Here is a 15,357-nt window from a genome sequence, read left to right on the forward strand (position 1 = left end):
CGCGCGTCTCGCGCCACTGCGCCTCCGCCGAGAACGGGTCCGACTCCGCCCCCGACACCGCGTCGGTCGGCTCGCCGTCCCGCCGGGCGTACGAGCGGCGGCCGTCCCGGTCCCGACCGTCGCTCGCGGGCGGGTCGGCTCCGTCGTCCGGGCCGGACGCCGAGCGGTCGTCGGGGTCGTCCCCGCCGGCGTCCACGTCGGGGTCCGATTCCCGGTCGGCGCCGGCACCCGCGTTCCCGTCGTCGTCCCGCGGGCCGGCCGTCGGCGCCCCCTCGTCGTGGTCGGAACCCGGCCCGGCGTCGGTGTCCGGCTTCGACTCCGTCTCCGGGTCCGACTCTGTGTCCGACTCCGACTCCGTGTTCGGGTCCGCGTCGAGCGCATCGGTCGGTGCCGGGTCGGCCGTCGCGTCCGCGACCGGGTCCGAGTCGGCGGCTCTCTCGGCGTCGCCGTCAGTCGGGGAGTCGGCGTCGCCCGCTCGCCCCGCCCCCGCCGTCCCGTCGTCCGCGTCGGTATCGGCACCGGTACCGGGGTCGATGGTGACGCCGCCGGGCGCGGCGCCGGCCGCGGGGTCGTCGGGCGCGGCGCCGGCCACGGGATCGTCGGCCGACCGCTCGTCGTCGTCCGGCGCCCCCTCGGGGTCGGCCGGGTCCCCGCCGGTCCCCTCCGGGTCGTCGGTCGCGACGGCGCCCGACGGGTCGGGCACGTCGACCACCGACACCGGCACCTCGTACACCTCGTAGATACCCACCTCGTCGTTCGCGCGCTCGAACGCCTCGTCGCCGGTGAGCGTCCGCCGGGCGCTCCCGACGAACGCGCACGCCAGCGAGCGGCCGCCGTGGTACACCACGTAGTAGTCGCCCGAGAGGACGTTCTCGGAGAGTTCGACGTAGCCGGTGAAGTTGCCCGCCGACAGCGTCGCGTCCACCTCCGACAGCGGCGTGTCGTTCGTGTAGTACCGCCCCCTGGTCTCCCCCTCGTCGCCCGCCTCGCGCATCGCGAACAGAAGCGGGAGCGAGGGGTCGGGCGCGGCGTACGCCGTCCCGTCGGCGTCGGCGAACGACCCCACGTCGCCGTCCGCGACGCCGACGACGCGGCCGTTCAGGACGAACAGCCACGCCGTCCCGTCGGTGACCGCGCCCGTGAACTCCCGCGCCGCGAGTTCGTGGAGTCCCGCGTACCCCCCCTCGAAGGGCTCCGAAGCCCACCCGGTCACCGTCTCGACTGTCTCGCCGTCCATCGCCGGTAGTTCGCCGCGTACGAACCAAATACTTTCCGCCCGGTCGGACGGATGCAAGACGGACGCCGGACGCGTTACGGCCGGTGCGGTCGCTCGCTCGGCGGCCGCCCGTCCGTCGGTTCCCCGTCGTCCCGGCGCCACCGACGGGCCGCCCCCGCGCCGGTGACGACCAGCGGAGCCAGCGCGTCGCTCCCGCTCGTCCCGGCGACGGCGTACAGCAGGAGGAAGCCGAAGTAGATGAGCACCAGTAGCCCGAGCGAGACCAGCCGGAACCGCCGGAGGTCGGCGTGTTCGTCGGCGCTCGCGGCCGCGTACGCCTCCCGTTCCGTCTCGGTCAGGTCGTCGGCGTGCGCAAGCCCTCGGTGGAGGTCGAGGTGTCGCGCGCGGGGGAACCGCTCGTCGCACCGCTCGCAGGCGAACACATCGGCGTCCGCGGGGACGTCCAACTCCACGCCCGACCGGTCGACCAAGACGGGACCGCCCCCGGCGGACGAGTCCGGGGAGTCCGCTGCCGGGTCGCCGTCGCGGTTCCGCTCGCGGTCCGGGTCGGGGTCCGACGGGGGAGCGGGGGCGCCGCTCATACGAAGGGGGGTGCACCCCCCGGTCGGGTGAGCACCCAGAGGCTCACCATCGTGTACGCCACCATGGCGACCGTGACGCCGTACTGGCTGCGGATCGCCTGCAGGCGGTCGGGGAACAGGTCGTACGCCGTGGCGTGGGCCACCCAGACCGCGACGAGGTGGCCGGCGAGTATCGACGCGACGGTGACGCCGCCGACCCACGCGGGCACCGACAGCGTCGGGAGGTCGACCGCCGCGGGCGGCGACAGCGGCGACGCGGCGACGACGGCCAGCGTCGGCGCGAGCGTCAGCGTCGTCGTCAGGTTGTGCGCGAGGTGGTAGCCCGCCGCGATGGCTAGAAGTGAAGGAGCGTACCGCCGGGCGAGCGTCACCGCCGAGACGAACGTGTCGGCGTACCGTCGGGCCGCGCCCGCCGCCCCGAGGTAGGCGGCGTAGAACAGCCCGAACCCGAGGAGCATCCCGCCGAGGTACGCCGCGGGCGCCGGAACGCCCCCCGTCACGACCGGCGTGACGAGCGCCCCCCAGAGGTCGGTCCCGACGAACCCGTCGAACGTCGTGACGAACACGACACAGACGACGAACCCCACGTCGCTCCGGTCGCGGACCCAGTCGGCGTCGGTCAGCCCCATCCCGGGCAGTCGGACCCGGACGCCGTCGGCGGTCCGCGCGACCGGCGCGACCCGGCCGTACGCCGCGAGCAGCCGCGAGACGGGGTCGGCCGTCGAGAACCACGTGTCGGCGCCGAAGACGACGCTCCCCGCCAGCGTGAGGACGCCGTAACACGCGACGGTCGAGGCGAGCAGCCGCGGGTCGGAGGCGAGCGGCGTCACGACTTCGAGGTAGACGACCGCGAGTAACCCCCCGACCGCGGGCCACGAGCCGAGTCGCTCGGGGTACGGCCGGTCGAGCGACGGCAGCGGCGCCGCGAGCGTCCGGAACGGGTTGACGACCGGCCAGGTGTTGCCCACGAGGTACGTGCTCGTCACGTACGCACCCCACCAGCCCGCCCAGACTAAGAGCACCGCGGCGTTGCGCACGGCGGTGTTGGGACCGTCCGCCGGACCGGCGAACCCGGCGACGAACACGAGCGCCAGCCCCGCCAGCCCGACCGCCCGCCCGGCGAGGACGGCGACCCGCCCCGGTTCGGGGAGCGCGTCGCCCCACGCGTCGACGCGGCGCACGAACGCGCGGTCGGTGACGAACGACGCGAGCAGGAACGACGCGCCGATGACGCCGCCGCCGGTGGCGAGAAACAGCCACGTCGGCACCGCCAGCGACTCCGAGGAGGCGCTCCGGATGCCGCCGGCGTGCGCGAGCGCGTCGCCCGCCAGCGCGACGAGGGCGACGAGCGTCGCGGCGGCCGCGGCGACGCGGACCCGGCGGCGGTTCATTGGCCGGGGTTGGGTGGGGCCGCCCGAGTAGCTTGCGGAATCCGTCCCGACCGCCGTGGGGCGGGCGGGCGAGCGGGGACGGCACGGCCGTCGGGTCGCGCCACGGGTCGGCCGACAGCCGCCGCGGGGTCACGCGGAGGTGGGCCGTTACGGGCGTAGACGGGAACGAACGAGCGGGAGGAACGCGGACGGGAGCCGACGACAGAGGGCGGGAGTGCGAGCGGTGTGGACCGGGAGTGCGAGCGGTGTGGAACGGGCGGTCGCGGGCGCGCGGCTGGCGACGAACGGCGAGCGCGGCGTGAGAAGGCGTCGCGCCGGCGGCGAGAACGCCGCCGGGCGCGGGGACCGGCCGACGCGGCCGGCGGTCGACGACCGGTCGGCTCAGACGCGCTTCGAGCGGGCTTCCCTGACGCCCGCGCCGTCGCGGACCATATCCTCACAGGACGGGCAGACGCGCACCTCCTCCATCCCCTCCGGTGCGAACACTCGAACGTATCGTTCGGTAACGAAAGACCCGCAGTTCCTACACTCCGGCATGCGAAACGAACTATCACGTCGTCCGTGGTAGTTCTATCGGCCAGCCGTCCGGCCGGCCCGCGGGTCGGCGCTGTCTGCCGTCGCGTATGGGGGGATTTTTGGTTCCCGCCGGGCAACCGCTGGATATGGCTACCGAAACGGAAGACGCCCACGACGAGGGCCACCACCTCCCCGCGGTCGAGGACTGGCCCCGCGGGTTCGGCGAGGCCTCGTGGTGGCCGTTCGTCACCGCGGCGGGGGCCGGCGGCATCTACGTCGGGGTGGCGCTGTTCCTGATGGGGTTCGGCGACACGAACATCGTCCCCGTCGTCTACGGGCAGGCGACGCTCGTCGGCGCCGTCGGACTGTTCCTCGTCGGGCTGTACGGCTGGTTGTACCACGCGTTCGTCTCGCACTTCTGGCAGCGCGGGACCGACGAACACTCCGCGAGCAAGCTCCAGTGGGGGATGATCGCCTTCCTCGGGTCGGAGGTGGCGACGTTCAGCGGGGGCTTCGTCTACTTCTTCTTCATCCGGTCGGGTCCGTCGTGGCCGCCGGGCGAGCTTCCGCCGCTTCTCGGCTCGCTCGTGCTGATCAACACCGCGATCCTGATCGCCTCGTCGGTGACGCTCCACCTCGCACACGGCGCGATCCGGAAGAACAACCGCGGCCGGTTCATCGGCCTGCTCGGTCTCACGCTCCTGCTCGGTATCGTCTTCATCGGCGGGCAGGTGTACGAGTACTACGAGTTCATCGCACACGAGGGGTTCACCCTCACCACCGGCATCATCGGCTCGGCGTTCTACGGACTGACCGGTCTCCACGGGCTCCACGTCACGATGGGGGCGGTGCTGCTCGGCATCGTGTTCGTCCGGTCGCTGCTGGGGCAGTACTCCGCCGACCGGCACGTGTCGGTCACCACCGCGTCGATGTACTGGCACTTCGTCGACGCCGTCTGGATCCTCCTCGTCGTCGTGCTGTACGTCGGCGCCGAGATCGGCGGCGGCGCGGTGTAAGCCGGGACTCGCCCGCAGGACGGACCGGCGGGCGGCCCGTCGACCGTCCGCTCTCGGACTGTCGTTCGTCCCCGAGACGACTCGCGCGCTCGCCGCCGAACGTGGCGTTACCCCTCCCGTCGCCCGCCGTCCCCGTGGCTCCGGCGGTCCTCGTCGTTCTCGTCGTCCTCGTCGTTCTCGTCGTTCTCGTCGTCCGGTTCCTCCCGGTAGCGTATCTCGGCGACTTCGCGGCGCTCGCCGTCGACGTACTTGTAGCGGCGGCCCGGCTCCTCGTCGGCGGTCGTGCGGTGGGAGCCGTCACAGAACGGGTAGTCGTCGCTCAGCCCGCACAGACAGACCGCGACGTCGCCCTTCTCCGGGTCGAGGTCGTCCTCGTCGAGTTTGAGCGGCCCGGTCGCCTCGTGGGTCACTTCGCGGCGCGGCGCCGCCGCGCCGTCGTCGCTCGCGTCGTCCGACACGGGAGCGCTTCACGCCGCGTCGTCGTAAAACCACGACTCCGGCGGGGGGACGACCCCCCACTGGACGCCCGCGAGCAGGCAGAAGTACGCCACCAGCCCGCCGAGGAGGGCGGCGACGACGGCGGGTCCCGCGAGGAGCGCGAGCGCCGGGCCGCCCGCGGCGACGAGTAGCGTCCCCGTCCACCGGACCGACCGCCGCCCCCACAGCGCCCGCGCGCGGTCGGGAGCGAGCGCCATCGCGAGTTCGAGCGCCAGCGCGCCCGCCGCGCCGGCCGCGAGCGGCCGCGGGCTGGCGACCCGGTCGAGCGGGTAGTCGCGCGCCCGCGCGAACGCGATCAGTGCGGCCGTCGCGCCGGCCGCGAGCAGGCCGTCGCGTTCGCGCGGGTCGACGTCGAGCGAGTTCACGACCGACCGGACGGCTCGAAGGGAGGTAATTTATTCGCGGCCGTCACACCGCTCGACGTGTTATCCGTCTCGCAGGCCACCCGGCGCATCCTGGCGTATCTCGGCGGTGCGCTCGGCGTGATGGTCGCGCTCGCGTTCGTCTACCAGTGGGGGATGGCGACGTTCGAGGGGGCCGACGTGGAGTACGTCCACGCGCTGTACGTCGTCGTCGAGACGTTCACGACGACCGGGTTCGGACTCGACGCCGACCGGTGGACCAGCGACCGGATGCTGGGGCTGATGGTCGTGTTCCAACTCGTCGGCGTCGGACTCATCTTCCTCGCGTTGCCCGCCATCGTCATCCCGCTGGTGGGGGAGGCGCTGTCGTCGTCGCCGCCGGCGGGGTCGGAGCTGACCGACCACGTCGTGCTCTGTTCGTTCACGCCGCGCGGCGAGACGCTGGTGCGGGAACTCGACGCGCGCGACCAGCCGTACGTCGTGGTCGAACCCGACCGCGAGCGGGCGGGCGAACTCGCGGCCGACCACGACGTGGTCCACGGCGACCCCGAGGACGTGGAGACGCTCCGCGCCGCGAACGTGGGGGCGGCGCGGGGGCTGGTCGCCGACGCCGACGACGAGACCAACGCGAGCATCATCCTCTCCGCCCGGGAGGTGGCGGACGACGCTCTCCACGTCGTCAGTCTCGTCGAGGAGGAGTCGGTCGCCGACTACCACCGCTACGCGGGCGCCGACGAGGTGCTCTCGCCCCGGCGCATCCTCGGCGAGAGCCTGGGCGCGAAGGCGACGACGACGGTGGCGGACGAACTCGGCGAGGGGGTCGAGATCGGCGAGGACGTCCAGATCGCGGAACTGCTCGTCCACCACGGCAGCCCGCTGGTCGGCCGGACCGTCGCCGAGTGCCGGATCGGCGAGCGCACCGGCGCGAACATCATCGGGGCGTGGGTGAACGGCCGGTTCGAGTCGCCGCCCGCGCCCACCCGCGTGCTCGACGAACACACCGTCGTCCTGGTCGTCGGCCGGGAGCCGCAACTGGAGGCGCTCAAGCGGCTCACGCTCTCGGAGACCCGGCGACACCGCCGCGGCCCGGTGATCGTGGCGGGCTACGGCGTCGTGGGGCGGTCGGTGGCGGGCGAACTCGCCGCCAGCGAGGACACCGTCGTCGTCGACCTGACCGAGAAACCCGGCGTCGACGTGGTCGGCGACGCCACCGACCGGCGGACGCTGGAGGAGGCGGGCATCGACGAGGCGCGCACCGTCGTGCTCGCGCTCGGGTCGGACACGACCACCGTCTTCGCCACGCTCGCGGTCCGGCAGGTCGCGCCCGACGTCGAGGTGATCGCGCGCGCCAACGACGACGAGACGGTGCCGAAGCTCTACCGCGCGGGCGCCGAGTACGTCCTCGCGCTCTCGACCGTCTCCGGCCGGATGCTCGCGTCCCGCTTGCTCGACGAGGAGGTGCTCCGCCCGGAGACGCAGATCGAACTCGTGCGGACGCGCGCGCCGAACCTCCGCGGCGAGACGCTCGCCGACGCCGACGTGCGCGCGCGCACCGGCTGTACCGTCATCGCGGTCGAACGGAACGGCGAGGTGGTGACGGACGTCGGTCCCGACACGACGGTCCGACCGGACGACACCCTGGTGGTCGCGGGCACCGACGGCGCCGTCGCGCGGTTCACCGAGCGGTTCACGTAGCGCACCGGGTCCTCGCCTCACCCGCGGTCGGACTCGCCCGTCCGGCTCTCCCCTCCGCCCGCGAGCGGCGCGACCGGCGAGAGCGCGAGCACCCACAGCGCGAGGACGGCCGCGCCGACGAACTCCGGCACCGCCAGCCCCGGGCCGACCCTGACCCCCGCGACCCACAGCGCCCACTGGCCGACGTGGAGCGCCGCGAACGCGAGCGACGCCCGCCCGGTCGCCGTCCCGTGCCGCGTCAGGCCGTCGGCGACGAGCGTCGCCGTCAGCCCGAGGTAGAAGCCGACGGCGGCGGGGAAGTGGTACGGACTCCCCGACGGGAACGCGCCGACGCCGCCCAACAGGAGCAGCGTCGGCGCGAACAGCACCCCCGACGCTCGCGCCCACCCGGTCGCGTCGCGCCACAGCGCCCACGCGTACGGCAGCCCCAGCGCCGCGGCGACGAGCAGCGTCCCGTTGAACAGCGCCGCGGTCCGCGGGGCGACGCCCAGGTCCGAGAGGGCGTTCGCGGGCCACGCGAACCACGGCGCGAGCAGGGTGACGAGCGGGATGCCGACCAGCGCGAGGACGACCGCGAGGCTGCCGGACACGACCGCGAGCCGACGAGCGGTCCGAGGCATCGACCTGACCTCCGGCCCCGCGGATAAAGGGCTTGGGGATCCAAGCGGGGGTACTACACGCCGTCCGGTTCGACCGGGTCGAGGCCGCGTTCGGCGAGAAAGTCGTCGAGGAACGCCGCCCGCTCGCGGAGTTCGTCGGGAACGTGGGCGTCGGTGCCGACCGTGACCGGCACGCCCTCCTCGCGGAGGGCGTCGAGGAACGCGGGCGCGGGGTGGACCACCCCGGACTCGGTCAGCGCGCGGCCCGCGTTGACTTCCGGTACCGTCCGCGAGTCGGCGAACGCGCGCGCGACCCGGCGGTACTGCTCGTCGGTCGCGCGGCCGCGGAGCGGGGGCGTCCGCTCGGGTAAGTCGACGTGGGCGGCGACGTCGAACAGGTCGGAGCGTATCAGTGCGAGGAGGCGCTCGAAGTAGCGGTCGACCACCGCGTCGCGGTCGGCGTCGTCCATCGACTCGAAGTTCGCCGCGACCTGGACGTTCGCCCCGTCGACCGCGTGGACGCTCCCCAGGCTGTAGTCGAACTCGGCGTCGGCGAGGAACGCCCGTATCTCGGTCTCGTCGCGCGGGTCGTAGTCCATCTCGACCGCGTCGTACACCGCGACGCTCGCGTCCTCGCGGACCCGCCGTATCGCCCGGCGGCGGCGCTCGTGGGTCACGTCGAGGTTGAACCCGTAGCGCGCGGCGTACTCGCGCGCCTCCTCGCGGGCGGAGACGTTGCAGTGGTCGGCGAACCCGACGCCGTCGAGTCCCGCGTCCTCGGCGGCGGCCACCATCGCGTCGAGGAAGCGCCCGTCGGAGTAGTTCGAGTGTGCGTGGAAGTCGCGGAGTCGCTCCATCGCCCGGCCCGACTCGGCCGAGCGGGTTAGCTGTTGTCCGGCGCGGGTCCGGGTCGCGTCTCCCCTCGTATCCCCTCTGGGGTCGACCCGAGTCGGCACACCCGGGTCGGTGGGTGCCGGCGCATCCACGTCGGTGGATGCCGGCGTGCGCCGCCGGGGTTCCGGCTCCCGCACGCTTTTGCGCGGCTGCGACGAGGGTCGACCGATGCGCACGAGCCTCGCGATGCCCGACATCGGCCTCGGCACCTCCGGACACGAGGGCGACGAGGGGACGAAGCGGTCGGTGACCGCGGCGCTCGACGTGGGCTACCGCCACGTCGACACCGCCCAGATGTACGGCAACGAGCGCGCGGTCGGTGAGGCGATAGCCGAGTCGCCCGTCGACCGCGACGACGTGGTGCTCGCGACGAAGATACACCCCGACAACCTGGGGTACGACGACGCCACGCGGACCGCCCGCGAGTCGCTCGACCGCCTCGGCGTCGACGCCGTCGACCTGCTGTACGTCCACTGGCCCCACTCGGCGTACGACCCCGAGGAGACGCTCCGCGCGATGGACGACCTCCGCGACGAGGGCGTGACCGACCACGTCGGCCTGTCGAACTTCACGCCCGACCTGCTCGCGGAGGCGCGCGACCTCCTGGAGTCGCCGGTCGCCGCCCACCAGGTGGAGTGTCACCCGCTGCTCCCGCAGGCGGAACTCCGCGCGGACGCCCGCGACCACGGCCACGCGCTCGTCGGCTACTCGCCGCTCGGCCGCGGGAAGGCGCTCGACGACCCGCTGCTCTCCGACATCGCGGAGAAACACGACACGACGACCGCGGCGGTCTGTCTCGCGTGGGCGTTCGACCGGGAGGCGCTCGTCCCCATCCCGAAGGGGAGCGGCGACCACGTCCGCGCCAACTACGAGGCGCGGGAGCTACGACTCGACGACGAGGACCTCGACCGCATCGAGGCGTACGACCGGCGCGAACGGTTCATCGACCCCGACGCGGCGGCGTGGAACCGGTGAGGCGGCGGCCGAGGGGCGACGTTACCAGCCGGTGACCCGTCCGAACGCGACCAACAGGAGGTAGCCCACCAGCCCGAACGCGAACACGATCACCGGGAGGACGAACGGCCCGAACGCCGACACCAGCGGGTCGAGCGGCCAGAGTGCCATGACCGGACCAGGGGAGGCGGCCGCTTAACGCTCTCGGGGACGGGCGGCGCCGCCCGCGGTCGGGTCGCACGGGTCGGCCGCGGCGCCGCCGGCGCGTCTCCGAGGGAACCGCCCGGGGACGCCGCCGCCGACGGCGACGCCGTAAAACGTCCGGCGGCCCTGGGTCGGGTATGGAGACGAGCGACGACACCGAGGTGCTCGTGGTCGGCGGCGGCGCGACCGGCGTCGGCGTCGCGCGCGACCTGGCCATGCGCGGCGTGGACGTGACGCTCACCGAACGGGGGGGTCTCTCGGCGGGCACGACCGGCCGCTCGCACGGCGTGCTCCACTCGGGGGCGCGCTACGCCGAGGCCGACCGCGCGGGCGCCGAGGAGTGTATCGCGGAGAACGAGACGCTCCGCGAGATAGCGGGCGTCTGCGTCGCCGATACGGGGGGGTACTTCGTCTCGCTGTCCGACGACGACGAGGCGTACTTCGAGCGGAAACTCGCGGCCGCACGCGAGGTCGGCATCGACGCCGAGGAGGTGTCGGTCGAGGCGGCCCGCGAGGCGGTTCCGGGACTGACCGACGACGTGACGCGGGCGATGCGCGTCCCCGACGGGGTCGTCTACCCCTCGCGGCTGGTCGCGGCCACCGCGGCCGACGCGCGCGAGCACGGTGCGGAGATCCGGACGCACGCGCCCGTCGAGGAGATCCACACGGCCGACGGCCGCGTGACCGGCGCGACGGTCGACGGCGACCGGGTCGACGCCGATGCCGTGGTCAACGCGACCGGCGCGTGGGCCGGCGAGTGCGCCGCGCTCGCGGGCGTCGACGTGGCGATGCGCCCGACGAAGGGCGCCATGGTCGGCGTCGACTACGAGGGGCTCGGTCCCGTCCTCAACCGGTGTCGCGACCCCGCCGACGGCGACATCGCCGTCCCCCACCGCGGACGGGCGGTGCTCGGGACGACGAGCGTCGTCGTCGACGACCCCGACGAGTACGACGAGGAGTCGTGGGAGGTCGAGCGGGTGGTCGACGAGTGCGCCGAGATGGTGCCCGCGTTCGCCGACGCCGAGATCAGGTCGACCTACTGGGGCGTCCGCCCGCTGTACGAACCCGACGAGACGCACCGGGGAGCGGGGTCGCGGTCGGCCGACGACGCCGCGACCGGCGACGAGCGGGGCATCTCCCGCGAGTTCGCACTGTTGGACCACGACCCCGACGGCGTCGCGGGCTTCTACTCCATCGTCGGCGGGAAACTCACCACCCACCGCGTGATGGCGGAGGCGACCGCCGACCGGGTCTGTGAGCGACTGGGCGTCGACGCCGACTGCCGGACCGCCGACGCGCCGCTCGTCGGCGCGGACGACGCCGAGCGTGTCGACGGGTTCGTCGACGAGTTCGACGCCCGCTCGCCCGCCGACGCCGACGTGGTCGGCGGCGAACCCGGCGACGGGGAGTAGCCGAACCGCGGCGCGGGCGAGCGACGGCGCCCGCCCCGTCACCGCCACCGACGACGCTTTGCCGGAGCCGGGGGATCGGTCGAGCGAATGCCAACTCCCGGTCCCGACACGGACGAGACGCCCGACGTTCTCGCCGACCTCGCGCGGACGGACGACGTCGCGTTCGCCGACCTCCCGGCGTCGCTCCCGCCGCTCGCGCTCGACATCGACGGCACGCTGACGACGCCGGTGGGCACCGTCGACCCGCGCGTGTTCGCCGTGCTGCCGGCGTGGCCGTCGCCGGTCGCCGTCGCCACGGGGAAGTCGTTCCCGTACCCGGTCGCGCTGTGTCAGTTCGTCGGCATCCCCGAGCGGGTCATCGCGGAGAACGGCGGCGTCGTCTGCGCGGACGGCTACGTCCGGTTCGAGGGCGACCCCGACCTCGTGGCGGAGGCGGTGGCCGCCTTCGAGGCGCGCGGGGGCGACCTGGGGTGGGACGCCGCCGACACCGTCAACCGCTGGCGCGAGACGGAGGTGGCCGCGCGACTCACCGCCGACGAGGCGCTGCTCCGGGAGGTGGCCGACGAGTTCGACCTGGAGTTCCTCGACACCGGCTACGCCTACCACGTGAAGGCGCGCGGCGCGAGCAAGGGGTCGGCGCTCCGGGAGGTGGCCGACGTCGTCGACCGCGACCCCGACGAGTTCGTCGCGGTCGGCGACAGCGAGAACGACGCGTCGACGTTCGGCGTCGCGGGCGAGTCGTACGCGGTGGCGAACGCCGACGAGACCGCCAAGGCGGCCGCGGACACGGTGACCCAGGCGGGGTTCATGGACGGGACGATAGCGGCGCTCGCGGACGTGATCGCGCGCGCCGAAGCCGAGTAGCGCCGCCGTCGATCAGAGTTTGTCCTCGAACGGGACGAACGAGCCGTTGATGTCCCACTCGTGGATGCAGTAGACGTCGCCCGCGGTGTCGGCGATGCGCCACGTCTCCCCCTCCGCGTCCCACCGCTCCTGGCGGCCGCACCGCTCGCAGGTCCGGGCCGTGGGTCGGCGTACCTGAACGGTCATACCCGCCGGGATGCACGTTCGGGGGATAAACGCTCCGGCGTCCCCTCGCGGTGGCCGGACCCCGCTGTGCGGCCGGGTCGCCCCGGACGGGGTCAGGGGTCACCCTCCGTCGGGCACGTCCGCGGGCGAGACGCCGAGGAAGCCGGCGAGGAACGTCCACCGGTCGAGCTGTTCGTCGAGTTCCATCTCGACCGACTTCCCGAGCCCGTGGCCGGTGTCGGTCTCCGTCCGGAGACAGAACGGGCCGCCGCGCGCCTCGTTCTGAAGGCGCGCGACCGTCTTCCGGGCGTGGCTCGGGTGGACCCGGGAGTCGCCGACCGCGGTCGTAAACAGCGTCGGCGGGTACTCGCGGTCCTCGACGTGCTGGTACGGGGAGTACTCGCGAAGCCACTCGTACTCCGCTTCGACCTCGGGGTGGCCGTACTCGGGCGTCCACGACTCGCCCAACAGGAAGCGGTGAAACCGCAGCATGTCGAGCAGCGGCACCGCACAGACCGCGGCGCCCCACCGCGTCGGGTCGCGCGTGAGCACCGCCCCGACCGTGAGTCCGCCGTTGCTCCCGCCCATCACGCCGAGGCGGTCGTGGGTGGTCACGCCCGCCTCGACCAGGTGGTCGGCGGCGGCTTCGACGTCCTCGAACGTCCGCCGTTTCTCCGCGCGCATCCCCGCCTCGTGCCACGGTTCGCCGAACTCGCTGCCGCCGCGCGCACACGCCTGCGCGTACACCCCGCCCGCCGCGAGGAACGGGAGACGGAACCGCGAGAACGTCGGCGTGAGGTTGACCCGGAAGCCGCCGTACGCGTACAGCGCGGTCGGCGCGTCGCTCGGGTCGCGGTCGGCGCGGTGGGCGACGAACAGCGGCACCTCGGTCCCGTCGGCGGAGACGACGGTCCGCCGTTCGACCGCGAGGTCGAGGTCCAGATCCAGGTCGGGCTCCCGTAGCGTCCGCGTCCTCGCCGGGTCGGGCGGGCCGTCCGCCGCGCGCGCCCCACCGGCCCGGTCGGCGTCGGGCGCGTCGTCGCCGTCCCTGCCGGTCCCGAGGTCGGCGTGGACGACCGACGCGGGCCGGTCGAACGACTCGACGACGTAGAAGCAGTCGTCGGCGTCCGGGTCGCCTTCGACGCCGTGGACCGTCGAGAGGCCGGGCAGGTCGACGTCGAACGCGTGCGTCCCGTCGAACGCGTGGGCGGCGAGGCGGCTCGCCGCCTCGCGGTGGCTGTGGACGACGAGGTGGGTCGCCGTGGTCGTGACCTCCCGAACGACGCCTTCGCCCTCGGGGACGACCGTCTCGGGGTCCGTCTCGCCGGCGAGGAACCCGGCGGCGTCCGCCCCGAGCACCCGTCCCCGGGGCGCGCCGGCGTCGGTCCGCAGGAACACCCGGTCGTCGGTGAGTTCGACGCTCACCTCCGCGTCGCCGCCGTCGAACAGCGTCTCGAACTCCTCGTCTCCGTCGCCGGTCTCACCCGCCCCGTCCTCGCCCCGCCACGCGGTCACGCGCGTCCCGCCGGACATCTCGCCGAACGAGACCACGAGCGTCCCCGTCGGCTCGTGGTAGTCGAGCGCCGGCCAGACGTGCTGGTCGTCGTGGGTCGCGAGCACGCGTTCGTCGCCGTCCGCGCGGTACCGGAACTCCTTGTCCATCTGCGCGCCGTCGCTGGGGTCGCCCGTCGCGACGTAGTAGAAGCCGTCGTCGGCCCACGCGAACATGCGCGCGCCGGTGCGGCCGACCGTCCCGCAGTCGGCGAGCAGGTCGCCGGCGTCGGTCCCGACCACGCGGAGGTCGTACTGCTCGTCGCCGCCGCGCGCGACGCCGTACGCCACGCGGTCGCCGCTGGGGTGGACCGCGAACCAGTCGACCGACGCCTCCCCCTCGAACTCGTCGGGCGCCGCGAGGGTGCGCGGCTCCCCGCCGGGCGTCTCGCGGACGAGGAGGCGGGCGCGGTCGGCGTCCGAGTCGCGGTTGAGCGAGACGTACCGGCCGCCGCGGGGCGTCACCGCCCCGTAGTCGGGCAGGTCCGCGACCCCCTCGAACGCGGGTTCGAACGCCGCCCGGAGGTCGTCGTCGACGACCGCGTCGGCGTACTCGTTCTGCCGGTCGGTCCAGTCGGCCACCTCCGGGTCGTCGGCGTCGGCCTCCAGCCAGCGGTACGGGTCGGTGTACTCGTCGCCGTGGAGCGTCTCCGTGACCGGGTCGGCGCGGGTGTCGGGCGGCGTGGGCACGTGCCCACGCGCGCGGCAGTCGACCAAGAGCGTTCGGATAGCCGAACCGCGAGCGGACCGGCCCGGACCCCGGCTTTATCGCGCCGGCCGCCCGACTCGCGGTGTGGGATTCCACACGTACGACGTCGACCGGGCGGACGCGTTGGAGGACCCCGACCGCTTCCGCCGCTGTTCGGCGGAGGAGTTGGTCGCGGCGCTCGGGGTCGGCGGTGACGCCGACGCGACGGTCGCCGACCTCGGGTCGGGCACCGGCTTCTACACCGACGCCGTCGCGCCGCACGTCGACACCTGCTACGCGGTGGACGTGCAAGCCGAGATGCACGAGCGCTACCGCGAGAAGGGCGTCCCCGAGAACGTCGAGACGGTGACCGCGGGCGTCGCCGACCTCCCGTTCGCCGACGGCGCGGTGGACGCCGCGTTCTCGACGATGACGTACCACGAGTACGCGGGCGACGACGCGCTCGCGGAACTCGCGCGGGTCGTCCGCCCCGGCGGCCGGGTCGTCACCGTCGACTGGAGCGCCGCCGGGCCGGGAGAGGACGGCCCGCCGACCGACCAGCGGTTCGGCGTCGGCGACTGCGCCGCCGCGTTCGAGGCGGCGGGCTTCCGGGTCGACCGCGCGGAGACGCGCCACGAGACGTTCGTCTGCGTCGTCCGCCGCTGACGCTGTCGCGGTCGTCGGATCCGTCACGTCAAGGGCGGCGACAAGAGCGGTGACGGGGTCGAAC

The 15,357-nt window shown here is 73.9% G+C and carries 16 protein-coding genes and 1 pseudogene; 6 read left to right on the forward strand and 11 right to left on the reverse strand.

What is annotated here, in order from left to right; genetic code table 11:
* The 4 genes and pseudogenes from K933_RS18430 to K933_RS19560 all read right to left on the reverse strand — a co-directional run.
* Positions 1–1,237, reverse strand: a pseudogene (locus tag K933_RS18430) (hypothetical protein); the annotation flags it as partial.
* A gap of 74 nt (positions 1,238–1,311) precedes the next feature.
* Complete coding sequence (locus tag K933_RS18795) at positions 1,312–1,818, reverse strand: hypothetical protein (protein WP_023395163.1); 507 nt, start codon at positions 1,816–1,818, stop codon at positions 1,312–1,314.
* Positions 1,815–3,209, reverse strand: a complete 1,395-nt coding sequence (locus K933_RS12820; protein WP_023395164.1) for a hypothetical protein — start codon at positions 3,207–3,209, stop codon at positions 1,815–1,817. The genes K933_RS18795 and K933_RS12820 overlap by 4 nt, the downstream gene beginning before the upstream one ends.
* A gap of 381 nt (positions 3,210–3,590) precedes the next feature.
* Positions 3,591–3,746, reverse strand: a complete 156-nt coding sequence (locus K933_RS19560; protein WP_023395165.1) for a DUF7563 family protein — start codon at positions 3,744–3,746, stop codon at positions 3,591–3,593.
* A gap of 125 nt (positions 3,747–3,871) precedes the next feature.
* On the opposite strand from K933_RS19560, the gene K933_RS12825 reads away from it, so the two are divergent.
* The gene (locus K933_RS12825; RefSeq protein WP_023395166.1) at positions 3,872–4,741 is read left to right on the forward strand and encodes a cytochrome c oxidase subunit 3; all 870 of its coding nucleotides are present in this window, start codon (positions 3,872–3,874) and stop codon (positions 4,739–4,741) included.
* Positions 4,742–4,848: 107 nt separating this feature from the next.
* On the opposite strand, the gene K933_RS12830 is transcribed toward K933_RS12825, so the two are convergent.
* On the reverse strand, positions 4,849–5,199 hold the full coding sequence (locus K933_RS12830; RefSeq protein WP_023395167.1) for a CDGSH iron-sulfur domain-containing protein: 351 nt from the start codon (positions 5,197–5,199) through the stop codon (positions 4,849–4,851).
* Positions 5,200–5,208: 9 nt separating this feature from the next.
* Positions 5,209–5,604, reverse strand: a complete 396-nt coding sequence (locus K933_RS12835) for a hypothetical protein (RefSeq protein WP_023395168.1) — start codon at positions 5,602–5,604, stop codon at positions 5,209–5,211.
* Between the two features lie 120 nt (positions 5,605–5,724).
* Here K933_RS12835 and K933_RS12840 point away from each other — a divergent pair, with 120 nt between their 5' ends.
* The gene (locus K933_RS12840; protein WP_080509283.1) at positions 5,725–7,296 is read left to right on the forward strand and encodes a potassium channel family protein; all 1,572 of its coding nucleotides are present in this window, start codon (positions 5,725–5,727) and stop codon (positions 7,294–7,296) included.
* 17 nt (positions 7,297–7,313) lie between these two features.
* On the opposite strand, the gene K933_RS12845 is transcribed toward K933_RS12840, so the two are convergent.
* On the reverse strand, positions 7,314–7,916 hold the full coding sequence (locus K933_RS12845; protein WP_080509280.1) for a DUF998 domain-containing protein: 603 nt from the start codon (positions 7,914–7,916) through the stop codon (positions 7,314–7,316).
* A 53-nt stretch (positions 7,917–7,969) separates the two neighbouring features.
* Entirely contained in the window at positions 7,970–8,752 is a 783-nt protein-coding gene (locus K933_RS12850; RefSeq protein WP_023395171.1) for a PHP domain-containing protein, read from the reverse strand.
* A 205-nt stretch (positions 8,753–8,957) separates the two neighbouring features.
* Here K933_RS12850 and K933_RS12855 point away from each other — a divergent pair, with 205 nt between their 5' ends.
* Positions 8,958–9,764, forward strand: coding sequence for an aldo/keto reductase (locus K933_RS12855; protein ID WP_152529830.1), 807 nt, complete (start codon positions 8,958–8,960; stop codon positions 9,762–9,764).
* A gap of 21 nt (positions 9,765–9,785) precedes the next feature.
* Here the strand turns inward: K933_RS12855 and K933_RS19260 are convergent, their stop codons facing one another.
* Entirely contained in the window at positions 9,786–9,914 is a 129-nt protein-coding gene (locus tag K933_RS19260) for a hypothetical protein (RefSeq protein WP_268744630.1), read from the reverse strand.
* Positions 9,915–10,084: 170 nt separating this feature from the next.
* Here K933_RS19260 and K933_RS12860 point away from each other — a divergent pair, with 170 nt between their 5' ends.
* On the forward strand, positions 10,085–11,359 hold the full coding sequence (locus K933_RS12860) for an FAD-dependent oxidoreductase (protein ID WP_023395173.1): 1,275 nt from the start codon (positions 10,085–10,087) through the stop codon (positions 11,357–11,359).
* 87 nt (positions 11,360–11,446) lie between these two features.
* Positions 11,447–12,223: an HAD-IIB family hydrolase gene (locus K933_RS12865; protein WP_023395174.1), complete on the forward strand. Its 777-nt coding sequence runs from the start codon at positions 11,447–11,449 to the stop codon at positions 12,221–12,223.
* A gap of 12 nt (positions 12,224–12,235) precedes the next feature.
* Here the strand turns inward: K933_RS12865 and K933_RS18800 are convergent, their stop codons facing one another.
* Both K933_RS18800 and K933_RS12870 read right to left on the reverse strand, forming a co-directional pair.
* Entirely contained in the window at positions 12,236–12,409 is a 174-nt protein-coding gene (locus tag K933_RS18800; protein ID WP_023395175.1) for an HEWD family protein, read from the reverse strand.
* 99 nt (positions 12,410–12,508) lie between these two features.
* Positions 12,509–14,629 (reverse strand): prolyl oligopeptidase family serine peptidase, encoded by a 2,121-nt coding sequence (locus K933_RS12870; protein WP_023395176.1) that lies wholly within the window; start codon positions 14,627–14,629, stop codon positions 12,509–12,511.
* A gap of 103 nt (positions 14,630–14,732) precedes the next feature.
* Here K933_RS12870 and K933_RS12875 point away from each other — a divergent pair, with 103 nt between their 5' ends.
* Positions 14,733–15,293 (forward strand): class I SAM-dependent methyltransferase, encoded by a 561-nt coding sequence (locus K933_RS12875; protein ID WP_023395177.1) that lies wholly within the window; start codon positions 14,733–14,735, stop codon positions 15,291–15,293.
* Positions 15,294–15,357 lie beyond the last annotated feature (64 nt).

The organism is Candidatus Halobonum tyrrellensis G22, assembly GCF_000495475.1.
Lineage (GTDB): Archaea > Halobacteriota > Halobacteria > Halobacteriales > Haloferacaceae > Halobonum > Halobonum tyrrellense.